Origin of the sequence: Bacillus sp. S3 (genome assembly GCF_005154805.1) — a bacterium.
Classification (GTDB): Bacteria; Bacillota; Bacilli; order Bacillales; family Cytobacillaceae; genus Neobacillus.
This window is the reverse complement of record NZ_CP039727.1, coordinates 4,845,434-4,869,742: the sequence shown is the minus strand read 5'-3', so window position 1 is coordinate 4,869,742 and position 24,309 is coordinate 4,845,434. Positions and strand designations below refer to the sequence as shown.

The following is a 24,309-nucleotide window of genomic DNA, read 5'->3' as shown; positions in this document are numbered from 1 at the left end:
TGGAGTGGTGTAATTCATGGTGCTTGAGTTGAATGAATATGGTGAGGATGCGGTTAAGTCTAAAAGTAAAAGGCTAAGCTGACGAACTTCTGAATGTACGGGTCTAAAACTGCAATACATAGAAATGTGTATATCACCAAATCGTGAGGTTAGCTGTGGATGAGTAAGAATAACTAATATAAAAATCCATGATACGTTAAAGGCGTATGAGTGCTAACAGGCTTAAAGGAAGCACCTAAGTTCATTCCATAATAGGTATAATTCAACATTGTAAGCTGATAACGTGGAGGGCTTACTCCTGAAGAAGCGTTGACAAGGAAAGCAATAATGATATTAGTTACTGTATAACTTTTCTTTGTATCAGTGAAAGTGGTGGCACAGTACCAATGAAATGTCTAATCCACATGGAGGGATAGCCACTAGACTAATTAAAAATCAATCAACCATGTAATGCAGATTTTTATCGATTAATAAGGTTCTTGTGAGACTAAAAGAGGTTTAACTCCGAAAGGAGTTACCGACTTATTGAAACGGAAGAAACTGAGGCACAATGAGTATTATAACTTACAGGAATGCTTTGACTCTCTGTATGCTCAAAGTGTCAGTGGTGAAAAGTTTTATGGATTAAAAGAATTGATGAGTTCTAATGAAAATATTCGTCTTGCCTACCGAAATATCAAAAGAAATACAGGTAGTAAAACGGCAGGTACAGATAATCTTACGATTAAAGATATTAGTCATTTAACGGTGGAAGATGTAATAAGCACGGTTCAAATCATGTTTAAAAACTACGAACCTAAAATGGTTAGAAGAGTGTTTATTGACTAAGGGAATGGAAAACTTAGACCACTAGGGATTCCCACCATCTGGGATAGAATTTTTCAACAGTGTATTCTACAAGTTTTGGAGCCGATTTTTGAAGCTAAATTCCATAAACATAGCTATGGATTTCGTCCAAATAGAAGCACCCACCATGCCAAAGCAAGATTCGAATTCCTTGTCAATCAAGCTGGGCTTCATCATTGTGTGGATGTCGATATAAAGGGCTTCTTTGATAATGTGAATCACGGAAAGCTTTTGAAACAGCTTTGGACATTGGGGATTAAGGATAAAGTATTACTCTCAATTATCTCTAGACTATTAAAAGCGGAGATTGATGGAGAAGGAATACCAGCCAAAGGAACACCGCAAGGTGGAATATTATCACCCCTATTATCAAATGTCGTTCTCAATGAACTTGATTGGTGGATCAGTAATCAGTGGGAAACATTCAAAAGCAACTTTAAATATAAGACCAGTGGAATCAAGTACCAGGGACTGAAAAAATCTGGATTAAAAGAATGTTTTATCGTCCGTTATGCGGACGATTTTAAAGTTTTGTGCAGAACTCGGTCTCAAGCAATCAAAATGTACTATGCCATAAAAGACTTTTTAAATAGAAGATTACACCTTGAAACCAGTGATGAGAAATCAAAGGTAATTAACCTAAAGAAAAACTCTTCCGAGTTTCTCGGCTTTACTTTTAAATTAGTAAGGAAGGGAAAAACTAGGTTTGGTCATGTAGTCCATTCACAGATGTCGAGAAAAGCTAAGACAAATGCCTCTAATAAAATTAAGGAAGCAATCAAAGCAATCCAGAAGAAGCCTTGTGTAGCAACAGTCTGGCATTACAACACAGTCGTAATGGGAATCCAAAATTACTATTCCGCAGCCACCCAAATTACAACAAATCTTAATGAGTTAAACTTCTATCTAAGAAAAATACTGTATAATCGTTTAAAGATTTTTAGAACAGATGCGAATTTTCATGAGATGACAAAAACTCTACAAAAAAGGTACAAAGGTTATGAATCGAAACTATACAAAATACAAAGTATGGTATTTGTGCCCATATATGCCCAGAAGCATAAAACAAACTTATGCTTTTCGCAGGAAACATGTAATTATACTGCCGAAGGTAGAGATAAAATCCACAAAAGTCTAAAGGCTGTTAACAAAAGGGTTTTGTTTTCAATTATGAAAAACTTTATTCCAAATCGGTCAATCGAATACAATGACAATCGAATAAGTAAGTTTATTGCTCAATATGGGAAATGTGCGGTAACAGGAGTAGATCTTGGCGTTAGCGATTGGCATTGCCACCACAAGAATCCGTATCACCTATCAAAAGATGATACTTTTTCAAACCTAGTGATACTCCATGAATCAGTTCATCGCCTAATCCATCTTAAGGACAGTGAAAAGATAAAGAAATTAATCAAAGTCTTAAAACTTACCAAAAAGCAAAAAGAAAAGATAATCGAATTTCGATTACAATGTAAAAACGAAGCCATATGATTTCGGAAGAAAGCAACATCAATCTAAACAAATACATAGAATTGAATGAATTGGATTAGTTGGAACGCCGTATGCGGTGAAAGTCGCACGTACGGTGTGAACAGGGGGAAAAGGGAGCGATAACTTCAAACCCTTACCTATCTGTATTAATAAGAAAAGAGGTTTGGACGACTAATAAAAAAGGAATATTTAACCTTTTGTTGAATTTTTTGTTGAAGATAGAAAATATGTCGAAAAGGATGTCGTCGTAATGAGTAAATTCTTGTTAATTTTTGGAATAGTGGTATTTTTGTGTTGCTCATATATTTTAGTTGTATCATTCTTTGCAACTCACACAGACCCAAATCTTTTTTATTTTTCTATATTAGGAATGCTAAATGCAAGTATAGCCATAGCTGTTTCTGAAATCTTAGATAACGTTAAAACAAGTAAATCGTAAGATATCCTATGAAGCTTCAATTTTTGATAATGAAAGGTCGCTGCAGCGGTCTTTTTTTTTATTAAGCTAACGGGGTGCATTACTTCAAGATGGGATTGCTGTAGCGATCCCTTTTTTTGATTGCATTAACGGGGCAGGTTAATTACAGATAGTCATTCCCAAAAATTCGAATTTTTCCATTCATAGATTATTATAATAAGTTACAATAAGAATAATAGTTTAGAAAGATTTATGAAAAAATGTAGAGGAAAAATACTACTAAAACTAAGTTGATTAGGAAGACGTTATAAGCCAAGGAGAAAAATAGTGAAAAGTAAATTTAAAACGAATTTTAGAATCGTGCTTGTAATGTTGGTTATATTGCTTTTAACAGTTATGGTATCAACTTCTCCTTCTGAAGCACAATTCGAAAGTTGGACTTTACAAAAGTTAGATATTAAATGTGAGAAATTTAACCACTGGTGTGTAAAAGACGGTAAGGAAATTGAAACTAGGTCTGGAATGTTTGCAGAAAGGATTATTTTTAATATTTTTGAAAGAGACTTCGAATATGAAAACGGCAGAATAATAACTTTTTGGGCTGTTGGCATATTTGGAAACTGCTATGAAATAAAGGATGGAAGGTTATGGGGGTTTTTAGCGTTCGGCGTTTAATTACAGATATACATTTTTCTACCTTCATCATTTGTGAATAAATGTACGTAAACTAATTGGTAGCCATACTTCAAGAAGAGAGTATGGCTATTCTTATTGAAGTAAAGGGCAGGAGAGTGCAATTAGGCAGGACTTTTGGAGGAGATTGCCGAATTACAATTTTATACAATATTGGATAGGGTGATTGTAACGTGTTAAAGGCCACAAAATTGAAGAAAGAAGGTTTTCTCGTTTTAGTGTTACTTATCATTTGGATTGCATATGTATACCAAAAGCCCATATTGACAACTGATGAAGCCACAGGTTATGCAATTTTGTGTTTGAACGTTCCTCCTAAAAATTGGGAATAAAAGCCATTGAAATTTATTTTAATGACATTACACTGGAGAAATTGTCTATTGATACAAAGAGTGGTTTTTTTAATCAATTCACTAATCAACGCGAGTTGAGTGTTACACTGAAAACTAAAAATGGAGAAGAACCAACCGTTAGGATGGACGCGTATAATGGAAAATGCCTTGAGGTGACTGATTCATTAAAATAAGTTACTGTTTTATTGAATTAAAACAGTAAATATATTTCATTTAATAAAAATGTTTAACGTCCTTTAAGGAGAAGAATATATATATGTCAAAGTATTATAAAGGAAAGTATTTGATTATAAAAGTGATTGGAACTTTAATTGTATTATCCTCCCTATTACTAACACAGTATGGGTTAATTTCCAATAAGCTGAATACAATCTCTATTATTGTTACTTCTATCACATTTTTTGTTATAGATTACAATATGAGAAAAAATGACCAAATTAACTGATAACCGTCTAAAATATCTTTTTTTGTTTATCAATACCAGCTTATATTTAGAAAAAAATTTCAAGAATTGGTAGGGGAAGTTTAGTTGAATAAGATAACCTTAAATGAGTTATAACTTTTATAAAATAAAGGAATTCTTATATTCAGAAATGAGGAGTTTCAATGAATGAAGAATTTGTTAAATCTCTTTACAAGTCAATAGTTCTAGAAGACCTTGAGCTTTACAAATGCTTATACGAAACAACGAATGTCAGTAATAACACTGATGATTACTGGATAAAAGCTCTTGGTTTATATAATAGTTTAGAAGAAGAAAATAAAGGCGTTCTATTCAAAATTATTGAACAAACAATGATTGATACCATTTCAAATATGCTTGGGATAATTGACGGAAGTTCAACCCTAATAGACTGTCCAATTGAACCAAAATTACTTCTTGATTCTATTGATAGTGAAGGTGAGCTTCAGGATTGCTTCCTAGGGTACATTGAAGAGAAAGATATAAATAAGTAATCTAACAGTATATAACATTGTATTGTCGAACAAATGCAGTCGAATAGCCAAGTTAAAGGTCTCCTATTATTTCTTTAAGCAGGTTTGTGAAAGGATTATACTTAAACTAACAGGGTGCAAGAGTTGAAGATTGGAGCTGTCATTTTGGCAGCTTTACTTATTCGACTATCGGAGCAGGTTAGTTGATGAAGGATTTGTAATCGAAAATTGAATAATTAGTTACATATATATAAAATGCAAAACTTTTAGATTTGAGTTAATTAATACAAAGGAGGAATTACATTGAGCGAACTTAAACTGATTAATATTTACAAAAACGAGCTTCAAAATTACTCTTTGGAACAGCTAAGATATAAATCTGAAGAAGCAGTTTGGTCTATTGGGCAAATGTATGACCATTTAATCCTTGTTGCCCATGAGTATCTAGATAATATGGAAACATGCTCCACCTTAAATGATGAACAACCCTTTGGGAAAACGGAGTTTGGTGAGCATTTATTTAAGATCGGAGGGTTTCCGCCAATTAAAATTAAATTACCGGATGAACTAAATACTCCACCTAATAATTCAGATGGCAGGGACGATCTTATCAGGAGAATGGATCAAGTAATTCTAAGGTTGAGCCAATGGGAATCGAAAGTGGATAATATTAACCCAATTTATAAAGTCGAGCATGGAGGGTTCGGCTGGCTGAATGCAAGGGAATGGTATGATTTGGTTGGTATGCATTTTCGTCATCACTTGCGGCAAAAAGATGAGTTAGAACAAATGCTTGTTAAGTGATGGGTGTGAAAGTTAAGAATAGGATTATTTTGGAGAGCCTGTTTTCTTATTCAAGTAACGGGTGCTTATGTTGAAGATTAATGCTGCCAACGAATAGGCGGCTTTTCTTAAGCAGCATAGAACGAAATTATTTAGCAAGTGAGGAATCACGTTTAATCATTAATTTTGTTAAGCAGTTAAAAACAAAATACCAATCTGTCATCGTTTTATTCTACTTTCAAGAAATGTCTGTTAAGGAAATTTCCGAAACTCTAGGTATCTTAATAGGCGGCTATTTTTTTCTTAAATAAGGTGAATGGTATCAGTATAAATCCTCAGCACACAGGGGGATTATTTACCATAGGCTACAGTCACCAATATTCTTTATATACTTGGAACTTCTTGCTATAATAAATACTACAGTTGTAAAAGTAGGAGGGGGATCATGAAGGAGATTCCACAAATATCAGAAGCAGAATATGAAGTGATGAAGGTTATATGGAACTATGAGCCGATTTCGACTCCTGAGGTAGTGGAGAAATTATCGAATAAGAGTGATTGGAAGCCAAATACCATTCACACTATGCTGGCGCGCCTAGTTAAGAAAAAGGCTTTGCATGCAAGAAAAGCTGGCCGAGTGTTTATTTATACCTCACTGGTTGAAAAGAACGAATATGTTGGGCAAAAAAGTAAATCCTTTCTGCAACAGTTTTTTGGCGGTACTTTGAATTCAATGATATTAAATTTTATTGAAAATGATCAGTTGTCGAAAGAAGATATTTCAGAATTAAAGGAAATTTTATCCAAGAGAGATAAGAAAGGGGACCAATAATGGATACCATGTTGCTGCGGATTTTAGTAAGTACAATCGTGGTATCTCTCCTTATTTTCTTGATTCTGTTAATCAAAAGGCTATTAAACAATCATATGACGGTGAAAGCCCATTATCATATTTGGTATTTTCTTGGCATACCACTCCTTGCTTCCTTTTTACCTTGGAATTATGTTCGCCTTGGAGAAGGAACTCACTATTTTAAAAGATTCCTTTTTTTTCATAAAGACACGGTACCGAAGAGTGAAAGGATAAATGGAGCGGTTGCCTCTCAAGGGTCAAACAGCGATTTATTACATGATTTCACGGTGTCGGTAAACAAGTCAACGCCAGATTTCATTTACCATACATTTTTTACGGTTTGGGTTATTGGAGTGGTTCTTTTGGTTGGGGCTGCTGTTTATTCAAGCATTCAAATCCATCAACTCAAAAAGTCAGCTGCAGCTGTTCATAACCAAAAGCTAAATGAACTATTAGAAACGTGCAAAGAGATGGTTGGGGTGAAAAGAAACATACGGCTGAGGGAGACCTCTCTTATTACCTCGCCGATCACGTTCGGGATTTTTCAGCCCTATATTATTATTCCAAGCAACACGCTAGAAGCATTCTCGTTTAATGAAATAAAATACGTGTTATTGCACGAGCTGCACCATCATAAAAGCAAAGATTTGTTCGTGAATTACGTCATGTGGATATTTCGTATTATTTATTGGTTTAACCCATTCGTCTGGTATGCCTTAAAAAAGATTCGAATGGATCGGGAATTGGCCTGTGATGATTCCGTGTTAAATCTCTTGGATGAGAGCGGATATATCGAATATGGGCATACCATCATTCGTTTTGCCGATAAAAAATATGATAGGGCCTTTGAACAGTTTGCTCCAGGTATAGGGGGAACTAAAAAACAAATCAAACAAAGAATCCAGTGCATTGCAAGCTTCTCTAGCGACTCTCGATTATTGAAATGGAAAAGCAAGGTCATCTGTGCGGTTTTAGGAATTGTTGTGCTATTAATTGCTCCCATCACCACCGTTATTGCCAGCACGGATGATGTGTATCAGTTTAGCGGGAAGAATGTAGTCTATGAAGATTTAAGCTCTTATTTTGAGGGCTACAAGGGCAGCTTTGTTTTATATGATCCCTCTAAAAACCAATATAAAATTTATAATCGAGAGATGAGTGAACAGAGGATTTCACCTGATAGCACCTATAAAATATATTCTGCCTTATTTGCATTGGAATCCAATGTGATTTCCACGAATAGCAATAAACAGATTTGGGATGGGAAAATTTATCCCTTTCCTGAATGGAATCAAAATCAAAATTTAGCGAGTGCCTTGACCCGTTCAGTGAATTGGTATTTCCAAAATACCGATCGAGAAGTAGGGAGAAAGGAGCTGCAAGATTATTTTCACAAGATAAAATACGGGAATGAGGATCTTTCAGGGATTTTGGATAGTTACTGGATGGAATCTTCCTTAAAAATATCACCTGTTGAACAAGTCCAATTATTATACCAATTAGAAGAAAATCAATGGGGTTTTAAAGCGGAAAATATCAAAGCGGTAAAAAAGGCAATTTTAATTGATGTACAAAAGAATGGGCGATTGTATGGTAAAACGGGAACCGGCATGATTAATGGAAAGAATGTAAATGGCTGGTTTATTGGTTTTGTCGAAAAGGGTGAGGATCGTTATTATTTTGCCATTAATATTCAAAATAAGGATGGTCAAGCCCAAGGAAGCAAGGCAGCTGAGATTGCCAAGCTGATCCTGCAGCATAAAAAGATCTATTAATCATTAACCCCAGAAAGGATTACCCTCCCTTTTTGGGATTTTTCAGGACAAAATACTACAATTGTAGTATTTATTACTAACTTGTACACAAATTTCCCAGTATGAAAGGGCTGATGTGTTTTGAAGCAGAAAAAGCAGAAAGAAAATATTGTAAGAAACCCAATCCGATGGAGAATGAATGGTCTCTTTTTCATGGTCTTTGTTCTTTTTTCTATCCTGATTCTCCGCCTCGGCGTTATCCAAATTATTAAAGGGGAAGCCTATGCGGCTCAGGCAGAGAAGACAGATGTGACGCCCGTCAGTTATTCCGTTCCGCGTGGAAAAATATATGATACGAATCATAAGTTAGTAGTCTACAATATTCCGGAAAAGGCGATTATCTATACACCGCCGAAAAATCCGCAGCCCGGCGAATTGCTTGAACTGGGTAAAAAGTTAAATACCTTCCTGGTCATGACTGATAAAGAGATCAATAAAGTCACCGATCGGGATTTGAAAGATATCTGGCTGCTAGAACATAACAATGGCACGGATTTAATCACAAAGAAGGAGGAGAAATTATACAAACAGGAAAAGCTGAATGACAAGGATTTATATCAATTAAAATTGAACCGCATTACAGAAAGCGATCTCGAGAAAATGGACAAAAACCTGGCGGCAATCTACCGCAAACTGTCGTCTGCCATCGCTTTAACCCCGACGATGATCAAAAATGAAAATGTAACAGAGGAAGAATTTGCAAAGGTCAATGAAAATCTGGATAACCTGACGGGTGTGGATGTCACGACTGATTGGAAGAGGGACCGAACCTATGGAGAAACGTTTTGGAATATGCTTGGGGAAGTTACAAGTGCAGATGAAGGCCTACCCGCAGAAAAGGTAAATTACTATATGGCTAAAGGGTACAAACTGAATGACCGGGTCGGAAAAAGCTATATTGAAGAGCTTTACGATAGTGTGTTGCAAGGTCGAAAGGAAAAAGTGAAAACAGTGACAGATCAAAATGGAAATGTGGTGAGTACAGAGACAGTATCGAAAGGGAAGAACGGCAAGGATATTGTTCTGACCATTGATATGGAGTTTCAAGCCCAAGTGGAAAAAATTATGCAGGAAGAGTTGGGAAGTGCAATCCAAAAGCCGCATACGGATACCCTTGACACTGCCTTTGTTGTGGCAATGGAACCGAAAACAGGCCGCATTCTTGCGATGTCAGGAAAAGTGTATGACAGGAAGTCCGGGGAGTTCACCGATTTTACACCGGGAACATTCACGTACGCGTTTGAACAGGGGTCCGTTGTCAAAGGGGCCACCGTATTAACCGGATACCAAACCGGTGTCAGGGATTTCGGGGAAATGGAATTGGATGAAGTCATGCGGTTTAAGGGATCAGGAACCTTCTCTTCTTACCAAGTCATGAACAGAATTAATGATTTAGAGGCATTGGAGCGTTCCTCCAACGTTTATATGTGGAAAACCGCGATTGAAATGATGGGAGGAAAGTATGTCCCTAATGGCACCTTGAATATCGATCCGAAAAAAATTGAAACAATCCGCTATTATTTCAACCAATTTGGTTTGGGCATCCCTACTGGTATAGGGTTTGATAATGAAACGGCGGGAATTAAAGGAACCAATACAAGCACCTACTTTCAAATAGCCATCGGACAACTAGATACCTATACACCGATGCAAATTGCCCAGTATATTACAACGATTGCTAATGGAGGGTACCGGATGAAGCCCCAATTGGTGAAGGAGATTCGTGAACCCAATAAGAATGGCAATGAACCAGGCAACGTAATCGATGAAATCGAACCAGTGGTGCTGAATCAGGTGGATATGAGTGAGGAGATGCTTAAGCGGGTTCAACAAGGTTTTTGGCTGGTCACCCATGGCTCCAAAGGAACAGCAAGAGGATATTTTAAAGACGAACCGTACAATGCCGCGGGTAAGACCGGGACCTCGGAATCCTATAAAAATGGGGTGAAGACTTGGAATCTTTCTTTTGCTGGTTATGCCCCATTCGATGATCCCGAGATTGCCATTGCCGTTATTGTGCCAAATGCCTACCGTGATGGTTATGCTCAGCCGCATAGTGCAGCTAATATCATTAGCCAGCGGGTTTTTCGGGCATATTTTGACCTTAATAAAAAAGGACAGCCAACTACAAAATGATTGACATCTTTTTACTACAAGCGTAGTATTAATCGTGTAATAAATACTACATATGTAGTATTAGATGCATAATCTCATATTACGTATGTAATCAGAGTGGAGAAAGGAGGAAATTCTCCCCCAGCATTTTAAAATCTGCTGGTTAAGAGCCAATGGGTGTTAATCGATACATAATGATTAAACCCGCTGATTCTATTTTCAGGACATCAAATATTAATAGAAAGAGGTTAAGATCTTGAAGAAAACACATAATATTTTCAGTATGAATAAATTTATATATGCCTTGCTTGTGCTAGTGGTTGCAATTGTACCCCTCGCTGGCTGGTCGATGAGCTCCCATAACCTTTCTGACAAGCCCGAAAAAGCAGTCGCGAAACAACCAGCACCCCAATTACACCGTAAGTTCGCAGAACTCGAGAACAAATATGATGCCCGGCTCGGAGTCTACGCCATCGATACAGGTACAAATCGGAAAGTCTCTTATCGGCCTCAAGAGCGGTTCGCTTACGCATCTACTTACAAAGCTCTAGCCGCCGGTGCATTACTGCAGCATTACTCCATGGATCAACTTGACGAGTTGGTCACATACAACAGCGAGGACATCGTTTCGTATTCACCCGTAACACAACTTCACGTAGATACCGGGATGACTCTTTGGGAAGTTGCCGAGGCTGCTGTTCGATATAGCGACAACACTGCAGGAAACCTTTTATTAGAGAAACTGGGAGGACCTGAGGGATTTGAAACAGCACTGAGGCAGATTGGCGATCACGTTACCCAGGCTGATCGCTACGAGACGGATTTGAACTCAGCTGTTCCTGGAGACAAACGTGACACCAGCACACCAAAAGCACTTGCTACAAGCCTCCAGGCGCTCGCGGTCAGCGACTTGCTCCCAACTGAAAAACGTACGATCCTAATAGATTGGATGCGGGGAAATGCAACTGGAGATACATTGATTCGTGCTGGTGCACCAACAGGTTGGGAAGTCGATGATAAGAGCGGGGCGGGAAGCTATGGAACGCGGAATGACATTGCCATTGTTTGGCCGCCGAATAGAGCTCCCATTGTCATCGCAGTTCTATCCAGCCGCGATACACAGAATGCCACCTTTGACAATACGCTAATCGCAGAAGCTGCAAAGGTCGCACTTAACGCGCTGAAGTGAACAGATAAATAAATTTACGCATCACAATACTCGAATAAAAAAGCTGATGTGTTTACCATTTATAACTCATCAGCTTACATTTTAAAATCTATCTAATGTTATATCCATGTTTATGCTAGAAGCAACCTTATAGCACTACTATTTCTCCTAATTCCCCTTAAAAATGTTGGATATGCACCATAATTCTAATTCTCTTTAAGCTGATTGGCATTACGACAAATAAACGGTAAAATAAAAACTCAAATCGTACCATAAAAAAAGTAGAAAGGGGAATTGGAAAATGAGAAGGAATAGAAAAAGGGCTTCTCGAAATAAGCTACGTATTTTTACGATCCTACTTTTAATGTTTGCCTTAACCATTGGTGTTTATTATGGTATCAAAGAAAATGATAGCGAACAAACGCCAGTTAAAGAAAGCCCAATTGTAACTAATCCATCCGATACTAAAAAACCTTCCGGTAAAAATACAATGGACTCGGAGAATGATCAGAATTCAAATCTTGAGAAATTAGTAGAGGAAACGTTTTCCTTATCTAAGGTAGGTAAGGTTCCGAAGATTTCCTTTGTTTCTGGTGAAACAGGATGGAAGGAAGTAAATAAAAAATGGGGAAAATCAGACGATATTTCGGAAACTGCTAAAGGTAGGTATGAGGAATACGAAAGTCATCATGCAACAATCGGCTATGCAGAACAGACTGTAAATGATATACGATCTTATGATCCCGAACTACAAAATATTTCTTTAAATGAAATTGAGAAAATTGGTGGAGAGCCGGATGCCATTCGATACTATAAAGATTCAACTCAGAACCAAATGATACTTGTCTATCATGCAACGTCTTCTACGGATTTATTATGGGTTTTACCAGTAAAAACAGAACAGGAGCCAAATCCTAAAGTTGACCATATCTCACTCTTTACACAGATTGAAAAAACACCAAATCAACAAGAAAACCAAACCATTTCAGAAGCAATTTCTAAAATGAGTTTAGAAGATAAAATAGGGCAGATGATTCTTGCTGGGGTTTCCGGGACTACAATGGATGCAAGCGCAAAACAATTAATAAGCCAAATCCATGTCGGAGGAATTATTTTTTACAAAAATAATTTTGAAACTCCTGCACAAGCCGTTCAATTTGTGAATCAACTGAAAGCTGGAAATAGTTCAAGTCTACCGCTTTTACTAGGTGTTGACCAAGAGGGTGGACGTGTGACAAGATTGCCGGGTGGACTTGTTAACTTTCCTCCAAATAAACAGATTGGACAAGTAAACAATCCTGATTTTTCTTTTAAAGTCGGAACACTTTTAGGGCAAGAATTAAAAGAATTTGGTTTAAATCTCGATTTTGCACCTGTTCTCGATATTAACAGCAATCCGAATAACCCAGTAATCGGGGATCGATCCTTTGGGAACAATGCGGAAATAGTAAGTAAACTTGGGGTTCAAACGATGAAAGGGATACAGTCTCAGAACGTTATCACGACAATTAAGCATTTTCCTGGTCACGGAGATACTTCGGTTGATTCCCATCTGGACCTTCCAATTGTAAATAAAAGCCTTAAGGAACTTAAAGAACTAGAGTTAATACCGTTTGAACGTGCGATTAATCAAGGTGGAGATGTTGTGATGGTCGCTCATATCTTATTGCCTCAATTAGATAAAACGAATCCAGGGACCATGTCAAAAGCTGTCATGACGGATCTTCTTAGAAAACAACTTGGTTTTACAGGAGTAATCATAACGGACGATATGACAATGGGAGCGATAACAGAACATTTTGATATTGGTAAAGCATCGGTAGAATCAGTAAAGGCAGGAAGCGATATTATTTTAGTAGGGCATGACTATAATAATGTTGTAAAGATTATCTCCTCTTTAAAAACTGCTGTTCAAAATGGTGAAATCTCCGAACAAAGAGTAAATGAAAGTATAAAAAGAATTATTCAACTAAAAAGGAACTATAGCATTAACGATACGAAAGTAGGAAATCCTAACATAAATGAAATAAATCACTCCATCAATAGTCTTCTGAATAATTATTTACATTAATTATTCATATTGGTTTGTGGTTAACCAAAATTACAGTAAAATAAAAAATTATATAATTGAAATAGTATATTTTATTCATTTAATTGAATTTGACCAATGGTTTTGCCCCAAAATACATAGATGTATTCATCTTTGTATTTTGGGGCTTTTTGCGTTTTTATGTGTATTAAGTTATCTGTTACAGTTGATTCTTGTGATTTGTTCGAATATAATAGAACAAAATAACAGTTCGATAGGAGGCGAACAAAATGAATGGTATTAAGTTAGAAATCGAATTTTCTGAAAGCAACGAGTTAATTACTAGCCTATTAGCCTTCAAAACGAAGTCACTACATAAAGGTATTCAATTAGGAAATAGCTGGGTGAGAACTGTAAAAGGTAAACTGAGTGAAACCACATTGGAACTTATAGCAAATACAGAATTAAAGGAGAGCATTCTTAACTTGCTTTTATTAGCATGTCCTAAAAAAGATAGTGTGCATGATTTATTAGAGTGGATTGGGGATGTATCAATTGGGGAGATATTTGAGCAAGTTTCTACTTGGACTTCTGAAGAGACAAATGATTTGCGTAATATTAATGAATGGCGTTCAAATATAGTTCAATTATTATCTTTATGGTATGAGGAATACTATCAACACTTAGATCCATCCATCATTAATTCTCTTACTAAAAATGCACAGAAAAATAAAGAGTTGTTGAAGGATTACAAGCCTATTGATCTTATTGAAGAAATAACAAATGGTTTAAGATTAGAATTTAAGGTTAAACGGATTATTTTGATCCCGCAATATCATATTAGTCCATACAATCTGACTTATGACTTTAATGGTCTGACCATTATTTATTATTCAACACAGATTGAACAAGTGAATCCAGACTTTCCTTCATTATCAATTTTAAATATCGCAAGAGCTCTTATGGATGAAAATCGCTTAAGAATTCTACGATATTTAACTAATGGAGAAAAAAAATTTACAGAAATTGTTCAATTTATAGGGTTAGCCAAAAGTACAGTTCATTATCATATGGTTACTCTTCGATCAGCAGGATTAGTCCGTGTACACGTCTATTCTCAAGGCAGAGAAAGGTACAGTTTGAGAAGTGGAGCACTAAACAAATTTAACAGTGGTTTAACCAGCTACTTAGGTTTAGAAAAATTAAAGTTGGATTGAAAATGATGGATGGGGAATAAAAATATGGCATATTTATTTAGAAATCGTTCATTTGTCTTTATATGGCTGGGGCAAGCAGCTTCTGGTTTGGGCGGTCAATTTGCTACGTTTATCATGAGTTGGATGGCTTACGAAATAACAGAATCATTAGTTGTGTTAGGCAGTATTTTAGCCGTTGAGCTGTTTACTGGCATATTCATTCAATTATATACAGCTCCCTATTTAGACAGATGGGACCGGAAGAAAGTAATGGTATTGTCAGAATGGTTACGGGCATTTGCATTTCTTATTCCAACAGTGTTGTTTGCATTTGAAACACTACATATATGGCATTTATATATTACAGCGATTCTTATTGGAATAGCTGAACCATTATTTAGACCATCAAGTATGATTTATATAGCCGAGATTTTGCCAAAAAACCGTTTGAATAATGCAAATGCCATACTAGAGGGTACTATGCAAACCATGATTCTGGTGGGACCTCCACTTGCTGGAGTAATATTACAATTTTTTGGTGCACAAGTCGTTTTGTATATATTAGTTGGAATAATGGGTGGAACCGGTTTATTACTATTACAGTTACCAAGTTTGAAAGCAGAAGCTATGCCAGTTAAAGTAAATTGGTACAAACAATTTGCAGAGGGTATCCATTTTTATAGAATGAACAAAGTGTTTTTAGGATTAGGATTGTTAATAATGATATTCAATATGGGCTTTGTAGCTCTAAGTTCAATGTTTTTGCCATTTATTACTAAAGATATTGGGGGTACCTCTTTTCAGTATGGTTTATTTACTTCATTTTTATCATTTGGGATGTTATTAGCCTCTCTCATTACAGGATTAAAGAAGGAACCGGACAACCGCCGTATTATCATGCTTAGTTCGTATATGATTGCAGGAGTCTTTATTGGTTTGTTAGGAATATTCCAGTCCTTTTCTATTCTATCGATTTGTATCTTCTGTGTAGGTTTTTGTTCGATTATATTTTCAATTAATAATACAACGTTGTACCAAAAATATGTTCCAAGACATTTACGAGGTAGAGTATTTGCTGTTCGTATATTACTATCACAAATCGGCATCCCAATAGGCGCTCTATTTGCTGGAAATTTTGCAGATTATTTCGGAATAGCGTTCTTATTTAGTGTCATGGGAGTATTGATTATTCTTGTTGCAATAATCGCTTTTTTCTTACCTGTTTTTCACCAACTTGATAAAAATACATTATCTTCTATTTCGCAAAAACAAACCGTTACACAATAGGGACGAGATAATCAAGAGCTATATTTTATAAAACTATCCACACTGGACTAAGGTGAAGCATTTGTAAAAAAACAAAGAAACCCTCACTTAGATAGTGAGGGTTTACCGTGGAAAGGAACAAATTTCAATCACGGTAGGAATCTAGTAATGTAATTTAACCGGAGTGTTGACATGGGTAATACAAACTTTTTAATGTTTAAGCATAGTCATATGGAAGGAGAGCGTATCATATTACGTCCGGTTTCACTTGATGATGTTGATGATATGTATGAGTATACATCAGATGAAGAAACTACACGTTACATTTATGACCAACATACAGATGTAAACCAAACGAAGAAAATGATAGCAAACTATTATATGAAAGAACCAATGGGTATGTATGCAATCGTGTTAAAAGAGAGCAACAAAATGATTGGGACAATTGAGTTTAGAATACATGAATGGAATAATAGTGGAGAACTAGGCTTTACATTGAATAGACATTTTTGGGGTAAGGGCTACATGACGGAAGCAGGGAAATTAATACTCGAATTAGCCTTTCATAAACTAGGTTTAGACCGAGTGTTTGCGGGACATGATGTAAGGAATGGTGTTTCAGGAAAAGTATTGAACCGCTTAGGTATGACATATGAAGGCACTCTTCGTAGAGACCAAATGGTAAAAGGTGTCCTAACAGATACTGCACATTACTCTATATTAAAAGAGGAATATTTAAATTCTGAAACAAGGAAGAATAATAGGGTAATTAATTAGCTTATTGGACGTGGAATTTAAGTGAAAGCCTATCATATTGAACAATATAAAAAAGTGAAGAACATTCTTTTGCTGAATTATACATTAATGATTCCAAAGACTTTGGATTAAAATTAATGGTTCAAAAATGTGATTTCTTAGAGGCGAGTTGGAAATAAAGTTATTATGAATTTTGAAATATTATACTTAACTATCCAGGGCATTCCTTTAATATTAAGGGATGCTCTCTTCTTATTGAACTAACAGTCAGAAAAGCTGAATAAGTTACTTTTGATAAAGCTTCTATACAAAATCGGCAAATAATGGGGAAATTAGGTTGTATTAAAAAAGGCGGTGCTTTTTATTGACAAAAAAGTATTTAGTTTTATATGACTCAGCAGCAATTATTTCAATCATTCTTTTTTTTTACTTACCTCAGCATTTAAAATATCTAATAATAATTCCTCCAGGGATAGCTGGGGTGATTTATAATATTTGGTCAAAAAGACGGATAAAATAAGTAGAATTTATTTTCGTTATTAAAGTAACGGGGGCGTTGATCCAAGAAGGATTAACGCTTCTTTTTGTGGAATTTATTGAATTAACGAAAAGGTAATAGGTGGAAATGGAATGTTTTTTGAATCAAAAGTCGAAACTTTTTTAGCAGAAATTTGTATATAAAATTATGGGTGTTTAAGGGGGAGAACGAGAATGAAGAAAATATTGGTACTAGTTTTATTTCTTATATTATTTTTTTCTATTGTTTCTAGATGTTCTAAGCTGTCTTCAAATCTGCAATTTGGTGAATTCAATTCTTTAAAGGATGGAGATTACTTAAAAATTATGGTGGACATCACCAACACCAGTAGTAGAAGTATTGACGGCAGTTTTTTCGTTAACCTTTTAGATAAACGGGGAAATAAGGTAAGAAAAGTTTATTTCCAATTTCCCGAAGGAGGGATAAAGCCAAAGGAAACGAATAAATTTTCTATAGAAGTAAAGGATGTAGAATTTTCGAGATGGAATCAGGGGTATGTGTATCTTAAAGACTCAAGGACTGAGCTACTTTGGAAGTTGGTATTTTTCATTATTCTAGTGATTCCTATCTATATTTTGTTAAGGAGAAAAATCCTGAATAAAAATCTTTGTTGAGGAGATTTTATTTTAGGAAGGCTTGTTCATAAGAAGGACGAAATGGATGATTGCTCTCTAGTCTTTATTTAACTAACGGGTGCGTTTCTACAATAAGGTGGAGACGCTTTTTTATTGAAGTAAAGGGAGATTAGTTGAAAAAAACATTAACTTTCATAGAGAATATAGGAATGCCCATGCGAAGACAAGCAGGGATACATTCTTATTATATAAAACCGATACCAAGTCCAAAACAACTAAAGCCGAAACAACCTCCGCATCCAAATCCTACGAATAGGCGAGAATCTTTTAGAAATTGTCGACTATATGGATTGATTGGAATTGCCTCACCAACTTGGTAAGGGTCCATGCCCAACATTTGTATTTGATGATTAATATTTTGCAACCCAAACGGGTGCATTCCTTCAACGAGAAATGCTGTTTTTTTTATTACAACATAGAAAGAAAATCTAACATTCTTAAAGTGATTGCGCATTATAAATGTTCGATAAGATAAAACAAAAAGAATATCCCTTTGTAAAAGACCTTTAAAAGAGCCATTTACAAAGGGATAAACTAAGAAATTTTTTTTATCCTTCAGGCTTATGATTCTTCTTCTCGTAACAGAAGGGCTTCCTTCGCCATAATCGCAAGTTCAATTGTTTCAAGGGTTTTGCAATAATTATTTAAAATCTCGCCATTCATACTGACTTCTTTATCAATATAATCGAGAACATGCCAATCCTCAAACCAATCTACGCTCTCCGCGTCTTCATGAGGCGTATTCGGCCAGGCGTATTTTAAAGGCGGGCTGTACAGCCGCTCGGCGCCCTTTCTCAACATGCAATTTTTCACCCGTCGTTTATAAAGGGAACGGGGAAAAGATTCGTTTACATCATTAAACAAATCAGGCCAATAATCTTTCCGTGAGCCCGTGTGAGGGCGTTTATGCGCCCATTTCAAGACCCCCGCCAGAATCTCTTCCCGCTGAAAAAGCAGGGAATACAATTGTTTTCCGAATAAAATTCTTTCGTGGAGCGAAGTGAAATGCCGTGAGGTGGCGCCGGCAAGTGAAGGTTTCTCCCTCTTTTCCCCTTCATAGTAGGGAAAAAGAATATTATTGAGTCGCAAAAAATCATACATTTTGAGGCTGACCGTACCGGTTACGGTATTTTTGAAATGATTATTTTGAATCAATCTTTTTTCCAAATAGCTTTGTTCATTGATCACCGTCGCAATCGCCAGCGCATAGCTATCTCCACTGTGCCAAAAATAACGCCACAACGTCTCCATGAAGGTGGAAGTGGAAAGATGAGGTAAAAGGTGGAACATCTCTTGGCTGGACCTCACACTCAGGTCATAAACCAAAAATTGAGGATATACATCTTGAAAAATCAACCAGCTGCCGCGTTCCAAAAAGGAAAAAAAAGCTATCTGATCTCTTTCAGGCAGAAGTTTTGTCAGTAATTCCCCTTTTAAATCCGTCATGTTCCAACCGACGTTTCGCGATACCATATGTCCGAGAAGGGCCCAATGTATTTCAGGGTGCTTAAGGTAAAACTGAAAATAAGCTTGCGTCCGTGCTACATTGTTTTGGTTAAGTTGTCTCGTCTGTTCTCTTATAAGGTGAATGCATTGTTTATCTTTTTCTGATAACCAGGGCAGCTGGCCGGAAGATTTCTTTTTCATCTTTTTTTTCAATTCTTTTTTGACATCTGAGAAAGAGTCCAGCAAAAACGGCATCACCCTTTATCAAAGTTTATTTTGAAAGAAAAGAATGTATAATATTTCAACTTTGAGAATTGTCCAGCTCCAGCGCCCTAACGGCTAGTGTCCTTCGCACTCCGCCCTACGATAAGTCAACATCGAATCGCCTCCGGCTCTTCGTGTTTCCTTTATCTCAGTTGGAGTGCTCCAGGCCATACGCCGCTGACCAGGGCGCTTGCGCTTTTCTTACTGTCTCGGCCTCCCCGTCAATGGAATGCATATTCATATTGCTCACGGAATATGAATACAAAGAAGAATTTTGGGGAGAGGATGGGTACTTATGAGGCATCGGGTATATAAGGAAATGAACAGAATTGCCAATCAGTTCGCCCGAGACCAATCAGAGGACGGGGCCTGGCATTATCCTTTCGAGACCGGGATTGCAACAGACTGCAGTATGATTATCTTATTACGGACCTTGGAGATAAGTGACGAGGAGTTCATAAAAGAATTGGTGAAACGGATTGCAGGAAAACAACAGGAAGATGGATCATGGAAGCTATTTCATGATGAGGAAAAAGGGAATCTGACAGCCACTGTTGAAGCTTATTATGCCCTTCTTTATTCTGGCTACCGGAATCGAAAGGACCAGGAAATTCAGGCAGCTAGAAGGTTTATTATGGCAAACGGAGGAGCGGCGGAAGTTCATATGTTTTTGAAAATCATGTTGGCCATAACAGGACAATGTCCGTGGCCGCATTTCCCCATTAATATTGAAGTGATGCTTTTACCAGACTCCTTTCCCATCAATCTTTTTGACTTCTCCGTGTACGGAAGAGCGAACATTATCCCTTTTTTGATTCTCGCCAATACGAATTTTCGCAGGAGAACAGAGCGATCACCCGATCTCTCCGATTTGTTTCAAAAAAAAGAAGTTCGTTTTTTTACAGAAGATCAAACAGAAGAGGCCCGTTCGTTGGTCAAATTGATTAAAAAGGGGATTCAGGGCCTGAAATTCCATGGAAACCTTCGCGAGTTGACTTTATATCGCGCCGAAAAATATATGCTGGACCGAATTGAACCGGACGGCACCTATTTAAATTATTTCAGCACGACTTCTCTCATGATTTATGCCTTACTGGCTAGGGGTTATACGAATACACATCCGGTGATTACTCGTGCTGTAAAAGGTTTAAAAGCGATGACCTGCCAGATTGACGGAGAACTTCACTGCCAGTATACGACGGCTTCGGTCTGGAATACGACTTTAATTAATTATGCCCTGCAAGAATCTGGAGTTCCCTATTCATCCGCCACGATACAAAAGGCCAATCAGTACATTCTCTCCCGTCAGCATCTCACATATGGGGATTGGGTCATTCATGAACCGAACCTGTTACCGGGAGGCTGGGGGTTTGCGGACTTGAACACAATCCACCCAGATATTGACGACACAACAGCTGCACTAAGGGCGATCCGTACGTTGGCCAAAGAGCAAGTGGATTGCCGGCAGGCATGGGATCGTGGAATAAACTGGCTCATTTCCATGCAAAACAATGACGGCGGTTGGGCGGCATTCGAAAAGAATGTGAACAAGAAAGTGTTGAATTTGTTACCGATAGAGGGTGGAAAGGATTTATTGATTGATCCGTCGACGGTTGATTTAACGGGAAGGACTTTAGAGTTCTTCGGAAACTATACCCATTTGGATCAGCACCATCCCATGGTGAAACGTGGAATTCGCTGGCTGTTGCGTCAGCAAAATTCCGATGGTTCCTGGGTGGGGCGATGGGGCGTGTATATTTATGGCACTTGGGCGGCTGTAACGGGAATGGTTGCAGTGGGGGTTTCCCCGAATCATCCAGCTATTCAAAAGGCGCTAACTTGGCTGCGGGAAATTCAGAATCCCGACGGGGGGTGGGGAGAATCCTGTAAAAGTGATACTAAAAATTGCTATGTGCCACTGGGCGAAAGTACCCGCACTCATACCGCTTGGGCGCTTGACACACTGATCGCGGCCACAACTGGAGTGACACCTGAAATTGAAAACGGTGCCGCTTTTTTAGTGGATCATAAAGAAAAAGATTGGACGACGACCTACCCAAAAGGAAGGGGGATGGCAGGATCTTTCTATCTCAATTATCATTGTTATGAATATGTTTTTCCATTGCTTTCCCTGGCCCATTATCAAAAATTAGCTGGCGGGCAGCTCCTAACGGATGTATCACACAAGGATGTTAATTAAAGGCTTGTGTATTCAAAAAATCTCTTGGGTGACCTTTGGCATACTTTACTGTTCTGTCCCATAAAATGAACAAACTAACAGACGGGCCGTCTTGGATAAAAACGAAATTCTACCATCTAAAAGGGGGCAGGAAAGATGTTAGGGGCGCTCCATCCATTTTTGGATCTTAAAACATTCATTTGGTTGTTTCCCATCATTTTTATTTTCCATGACTTAGAAGAGATCATAACCATTGAATCTTCCATGGCTGCAAACAGAATCAAATATCCGAAAACGAACTTCGTCGAACGAACATTAAGAATGAGGGAGAAACTAGGTTCGACCGCTGCCCAGCTTGCTGTTTCGGCTGCATGGATTTTACTGATTATCACATTCACTGCAGTCATGGCCGCTAACGGAGGGGGTTTTCTATTATTTACAGCCATTCTTAATTTATTTGTTTTGCAGGCATTCATGCATATAGTTCAAACCATCATGTTCAGGGGCTACACGCCTGGCATTATCACGTCACTGTTCCTCCTTATCCCTTACTGCCTTCTTACCTATTATTTTTTAGCCGAATATGGACAGATGGACTGGCACTTGCTATTCACCAGTCTCCCGGTTAGTCTGATTATGATCCTGGTTTTTCTAGTTGGCAATCTTTTAGGCCGTTATTTTATTCGATAACCGGATTTTGAAAAAAATGAAATCATTTTGCATGGGAGGGATGGAATGAAGATTGTTATTGCTGGCGGTTCAGGATTTATAGGACAGAAATTGACTGATCACCTTATAAGGGCGGGCCATAAAATTATTATCTTAACAAGGAAAGCAAAAAAGAATTCAGGCAATGTTCATTATGTACAATGGCTTGAAGAAGGAACTTCTCCTGAAAATGAATTGAGAGATTCGGATGTATTTATTAATTTAGCAGGGGTTTCAATCAATAATGGAAGATGGAATACCAACCATAAGAAACAAATTTATACTAGCCGGATGGCAGCAACAGAAGAATTAGTACGAATCATATCTCTATTACCTAGTAAGCCAGCTGTATTGATCAATGCCAGTGCGATTGGCATTTACCCCGCGTCAATACATGCTACATATACGGAAGATTCGTTAGAAACATCAAATGATTTTCTAGGTCAGACTGTATATGACTGGGAAAACAAAGCTAAACAAGCAGAAACAGTTGGAACCCGAACAGCGCTTATGAGATTCGGTGTTGTACTTGATAAGGAAGGTGGAGCATTTCCCCTTATGGTGCTGCCATATAGATTGTTTGCTGGAGGTACAGTGGGTACAGGCGAACAATGGGTATCTTGGGTTCATATGACAGATGTTGTCCGAGCTATAGAATTTGTCATTACTTATCCCAATTTACGTGGACCGGTTAATGTCACAGCTCCCACTCCAGTTCGTATGAAGTCTTTTGGTAAAACGATTGGTTCTGTTTTACATCGCCCACATTGGTTACCTGTTCCTTCCTTCATTATGAGATTGCTACTAGGACGAAAAAGTAAACTTGTTCTTGAGGGTCAACATGTTGTTCCGAAAGTGTTAAGCGAAAATGGGTTTACCTTCATGCACCCAACACTCCGCCCAGCCTTAAAAGATTTACTTACGAAATAAAAGGAATAAGATAAGAGTGCCAAATTCACAGCCAATTTGACACTCACTTTTTGTATATTGTTTATCTGGGACTACCTACCCTAATTATTTCCCGCAATCGGTTGATCTATTATATTAGGGTCAAGAGTGTTGGTAGAACTTATTCCATTATTGGCAATAACCAATCCGCCTGTGTTAAATCCCCCACAGCCTGCAAACGTCTTATCAGCTTCTTTTGATGATATAAACAGACTATCTCCAACTTGTGTAATGCCACCACCTATATTAAGAATTTGAACCTGCCCAGTAATCGCTGGCAATTAACACACCCCTATCCATTAGCTCTTGCTTAATTATAAGCAAGAAAACTAAAAAGGTGCCTATCGAGCAGATAAGAAAATTGTATAAGTTTCCCTTCCGAGTTAGGAGCCCTCCAATATACATTTGTTTTTAATAAAAACCCAAAAAACGGGAGTAAAAAAGGCTAGAATCCAAATTTCACTGTGTTTGAAAAATAAACGGCAAAATTCCGTTTAAATTGGGAAATACCTAGATTTCCTTGAAATTAAAGGAAGCTTTTCCGGTTATATGATCGAAATCATTGAATTTTGCCTTCTTTTGAGCAGATAACCGGAATAACTCCGTTTATATCTGCTTCTTAAGCTTCCTCAATATACATTAGCCGGAAATTCTCCGTCTATGAATTCTCATACAACACGAAAATCAACAACAAATCATAACAGAGCCTTGCAGATCCGGAAGTTGCAAAATAGCTGCAGGAGAAGATGAATAAAACGTTTATACGGCTTAAAAGTTCCATTTTTTGAACAATCGTAAAGTGGATTTGTTGCGTAGTACGGTGAAAATGTGCAGCAAATGAGAAGGTGCTTCATAAACAATGACATGAATGTAG

Annotated in this window: 18 protein-coding genes and 1 pseudogene; 17 read left to right on the top strand and 2 right to left on the bottom strand. The window is 37.3% G+C overall.

What is annotated here, in order from left to right; all coding sequences use genetic code 11:
* Positions 1–525 precede the first annotated feature (525 nt).
* From ltrA to FAY30_RS23265, 14 genes and pseudogenes are all read left to right on the top strand, one after another.
* Positions 526–2,337 (top strand): annotated as a pseudogene (gene ltrA / locus FAY30_RS23335) (group II intron reverse transcriptase/maturase).
* Positions 2,338–3,082: 745 nt separating this feature from the next.
* Positions 3,083–3,430 carry a hypothetical protein gene (locus FAY30_RS23325; protein WP_149872092.1) on the top strand — a complete coding sequence of 116 codons (348 nt, stop codon included), beginning with the start codon at positions 3,083–3,085 and terminating at the stop codon, positions 3,428–3,430.
* A gap of 977 nt (positions 3,431–4,407) precedes the next feature.
* The gene (locus FAY30_RS23320) at positions 4,408–4,758 is read left to right on the top strand and encodes a transposase (RefSeq protein ID WP_149872091.1); all 351 of its coding nucleotides are present in this window, start codon (positions 4,408–4,410) and stop codon (positions 4,756–4,758) included.
* Positions 4,759–5,040: 282 nt separating this feature from the next.
* A complete protein-coding gene (locus FAY30_RS23315; RefSeq protein ID WP_149872090.1) occupies positions 5,041–5,541 on the top strand; it encodes a DinB family protein in 501 nt (166 codons plus the stop codon).
* Positions 5,542–5,621: 80 nt separating this feature from the next.
* Complete coding sequence (locus FAY30_RS23310; protein WP_149872089.1) at positions 5,622–5,831, top strand: RNA polymerase sigma factor; 210 nt, start codon at positions 5,622–5,624, stop codon at positions 5,829–5,831.
* Between the two features lie 134 nt (positions 5,832–5,965).
* The gene (locus tag FAY30_RS23305) at positions 5,966–6,352 is read left to right on the top strand and encodes a BlaI/MecI/CopY family transcriptional regulator (protein ID WP_149872088.1); all 387 of its coding nucleotides are present in this window, start codon (positions 5,966–5,968) and stop codon (positions 6,350–6,352) included.
* Positions 6,352–8,148, top strand: a complete 1,797-nt coding sequence (locus FAY30_RS23300; protein ID WP_149872087.1) for a BlaR1 family beta-lactam sensor/signal transducer — start codon at positions 6,352–6,354, stop codon at positions 8,146–8,148. Before FAY30_RS23305 ends, FAY30_RS23300 begins: the two co-directional genes overlap by 1 nt.
* A gap of 120 nt (positions 8,149–8,268) precedes the next feature.
* Positions 8,269–10,323 (top strand): peptidoglycan D,D-transpeptidase FtsI family protein, encoded by a 2,055-nt coding sequence (locus tag FAY30_RS23295; RefSeq protein WP_149872086.1) that lies wholly within the window; start codon positions 8,269–8,271, stop codon positions 10,321–10,323.
* 262 nt (positions 10,324–10,585) lie between these two features.
* Complete coding sequence (bla, locus tag FAY30_RS23290) at positions 10,586–11,491, top strand: class A beta-lactamase (protein WP_411675508.1); 906 nt, start codon at positions 10,586–10,588, stop codon at positions 11,489–11,491.
* 280 nt (positions 11,492–11,771) lie between these two features.
* On the top strand, positions 11,772–13,541 hold the full coding sequence (gene nagZ / locus FAY30_RS23285) for a beta-N-acetylhexosaminidase (protein ID WP_149872084.1): 1,770 nt from the start codon (positions 11,772–11,774) through the stop codon (positions 13,539–13,541).
* 248 nt (positions 13,542–13,789) lie between these two features.
* Positions 13,790–14,716 (top strand): ArsR/SmtB family transcription factor, encoded by a 927-nt coding sequence (locus FAY30_RS23280; protein WP_149872083.1) that lies wholly within the window; start codon positions 13,790–13,792, stop codon positions 14,714–14,716.
* Positions 14,717–14,740: 24 nt separating this feature from the next.
* Complete coding sequence (locus FAY30_RS23275) at positions 14,741–15,982, top strand: MFS transporter (RefSeq protein ID WP_190284741.1); 1,242 nt, start codon at positions 14,741–14,743, stop codon at positions 15,980–15,982.
* A 171-nt stretch (positions 15,983–16,153) separates the two neighbouring features.
* On the top strand, positions 16,154–16,738 hold the full coding sequence (locus FAY30_RS23270) for a GNAT family N-acetyltransferase (protein ID WP_149872081.1): 585 nt from the start codon (positions 16,154–16,156) through the stop codon (positions 16,736–16,738).
* Between the two features lie 690 nt (positions 16,739–17,428).
* Positions 17,429–17,869, top strand: coding sequence for a hypothetical protein (locus FAY30_RS23265; protein ID WP_149872080.1), 441 nt, complete (start codon positions 17,429–17,431; stop codon positions 17,867–17,869).
* A gap of 582 nt (positions 17,870–18,451) precedes the next feature.
* On the opposite strand, the gene FAY30_RS23260 is transcribed toward FAY30_RS23265, so the two are convergent.
* The gene (locus FAY30_RS23260) at positions 18,452–19,591 is read right to left on the bottom strand and encodes a DUF2515 family protein (RefSeq protein ID WP_149872079.1); all 1,140 of its coding nucleotides are present in this window, start codon (positions 19,589–19,591) and stop codon (positions 18,452–18,454) included.
* Positions 19,592–19,895: 304 nt separating this feature from the next.
* Here FAY30_RS23260 and shc point away from each other — a divergent pair, with 304 nt between their 5' ends.
* From shc to FAY30_RS23245, 3 genes are all read left to right on the top strand, one after another.
* Positions 19,896–21,800 (top strand): squalene--hopene cyclase, encoded by a 1,905-nt coding sequence (gene shc, locus FAY30_RS23255; RefSeq protein ID WP_149872078.1) that lies wholly within the window; start codon positions 19,896–19,898, stop codon positions 21,798–21,800.
* A gap of 135 nt (positions 21,801–21,935) precedes the next feature.
* Positions 21,936–22,469, top strand: coding sequence for an HXXEE domain-containing protein (locus FAY30_RS23250; protein ID WP_149872077.1), 534 nt, complete (start codon positions 21,936–21,938; stop codon positions 22,467–22,469).
* 45 nt (positions 22,470–22,514) lie between these two features.
* On the top strand, positions 22,515–23,417 hold the full coding sequence (locus FAY30_RS23245; protein ID WP_149872076.1) for a TIGR01777 family oxidoreductase: 903 nt from the start codon (positions 22,515–22,517) through the stop codon (positions 23,415–23,417).
* Positions 23,418–23,497: 80 nt separating this feature from the next.
* On the opposite strand, the gene FAY30_RS23240 is transcribed toward FAY30_RS23245, so the two are convergent.
* The gene (locus FAY30_RS23240; RefSeq protein ID WP_149872075.1) at positions 23,498–23,716 is read right to left on the bottom strand and encodes a spore germination protein; all 219 of its coding nucleotides are present in this window, start codon (positions 23,714–23,716) and stop codon (positions 23,498–23,500) included.
* Positions 23,717–24,309: the final 593 nt, after the last annotated feature.

What these genes read in the sequence shown, in the direction of transcription:
- FAY30_RS23245 (WP_149872076.1), top strand. Translation starts at nt 22,515, where the DNA reads ATGAAGATTGTTATTGCTGGCGGTTCAGGATTTATAGGACAGAAATTG.
- FAY30_RS23250 (WP_149872077.1), top strand. Translation starts at nt 21,936, where the DNA reads ATGTTAGGGGCGCTCCATCCATTTTTGGATCTTAAAACATTCATTTGG.
- FAY30_RS23275 (WP_190284741.1), top strand. Translation starts at nt 14,741, where the DNA reads ATGGCATATTTATTTAGAAATCGTTCATTTGTCTTTATATGGCTGGGG.
- bla (WP_411675508.1), top strand. Translation starts at nt 10,586, where the DNA reads ATGAATAAATTTATATATGCCTTGCTTGTGCTAGTGGTTGCAATTGTA.
- FAY30_RS23305 (WP_149872088.1), top strand. Translation starts at nt 5,966, where the DNA reads ATGAAGGAGATTCCACAAATATCAGAAGCAGAATATGAAGTGATGAAG.
- FAY30_RS23300 (WP_149872087.1), top strand. Translation starts at nt 6,352, where the DNA reads ATGGATACCATGTTGCTGCGGATTTTAGTAAGTACAATCGTGGTATCT.
- FAY30_RS23280 (WP_149872083.1), top strand. Translation starts at nt 13,790, where the DNA reads ATGAATGGTATTAAGTTAGAAATCGAATTTTCTGAAAGCAACGAGTTA.
- FAY30_RS23260 (WP_149872079.1), bottom strand. Translation starts at nt 19,591, where the DNA reads ATGCCGTTTTTGCTGGACTCTTTCTCAGATGTCAAAAAAGAATTGAAA.
- FAY30_RS23320 (WP_149872091.1), top strand. Translation starts at nt 4,408, where the DNA reads ATGAATGAAGAATTTGTTAAATCTCTTTACAAGTCAATAGTTCTAGAA.
- FAY30_RS23310 (WP_149872089.1), top strand. Translation starts at nt 5,622, where the DNA reads ATGCTGCCAACGAATAGGCGGCTTTTCTTAAGCAGCATAGAACGAAAT.
- FAY30_RS23270 (WP_149872081.1), top strand. Translation starts at nt 16,154, where the DNA reads ATGGGTAATACAAACTTTTTAATGTTTAAGCATAGTCATATGGAAGGA.
- nagZ (WP_149872084.1), top strand. Translation starts at nt 11,772, where the DNA reads ATGAGAAGGAATAGAAAAAGGGCTTCTCGAAATAAGCTACGTATTTTT.
- shc (WP_149872078.1), top strand. Translation starts at nt 19,896, where the DNA reads ATGAGGCATCGGGTATATAAGGAAATGAACAGAATTGCCAATCAGTTC.
- FAY30_RS23265 (WP_149872080.1), top strand. Translation starts at nt 17,429, where the DNA reads ATGAAGAAAATATTGGTACTAGTTTTATTTCTTATATTATTTTTTTCT.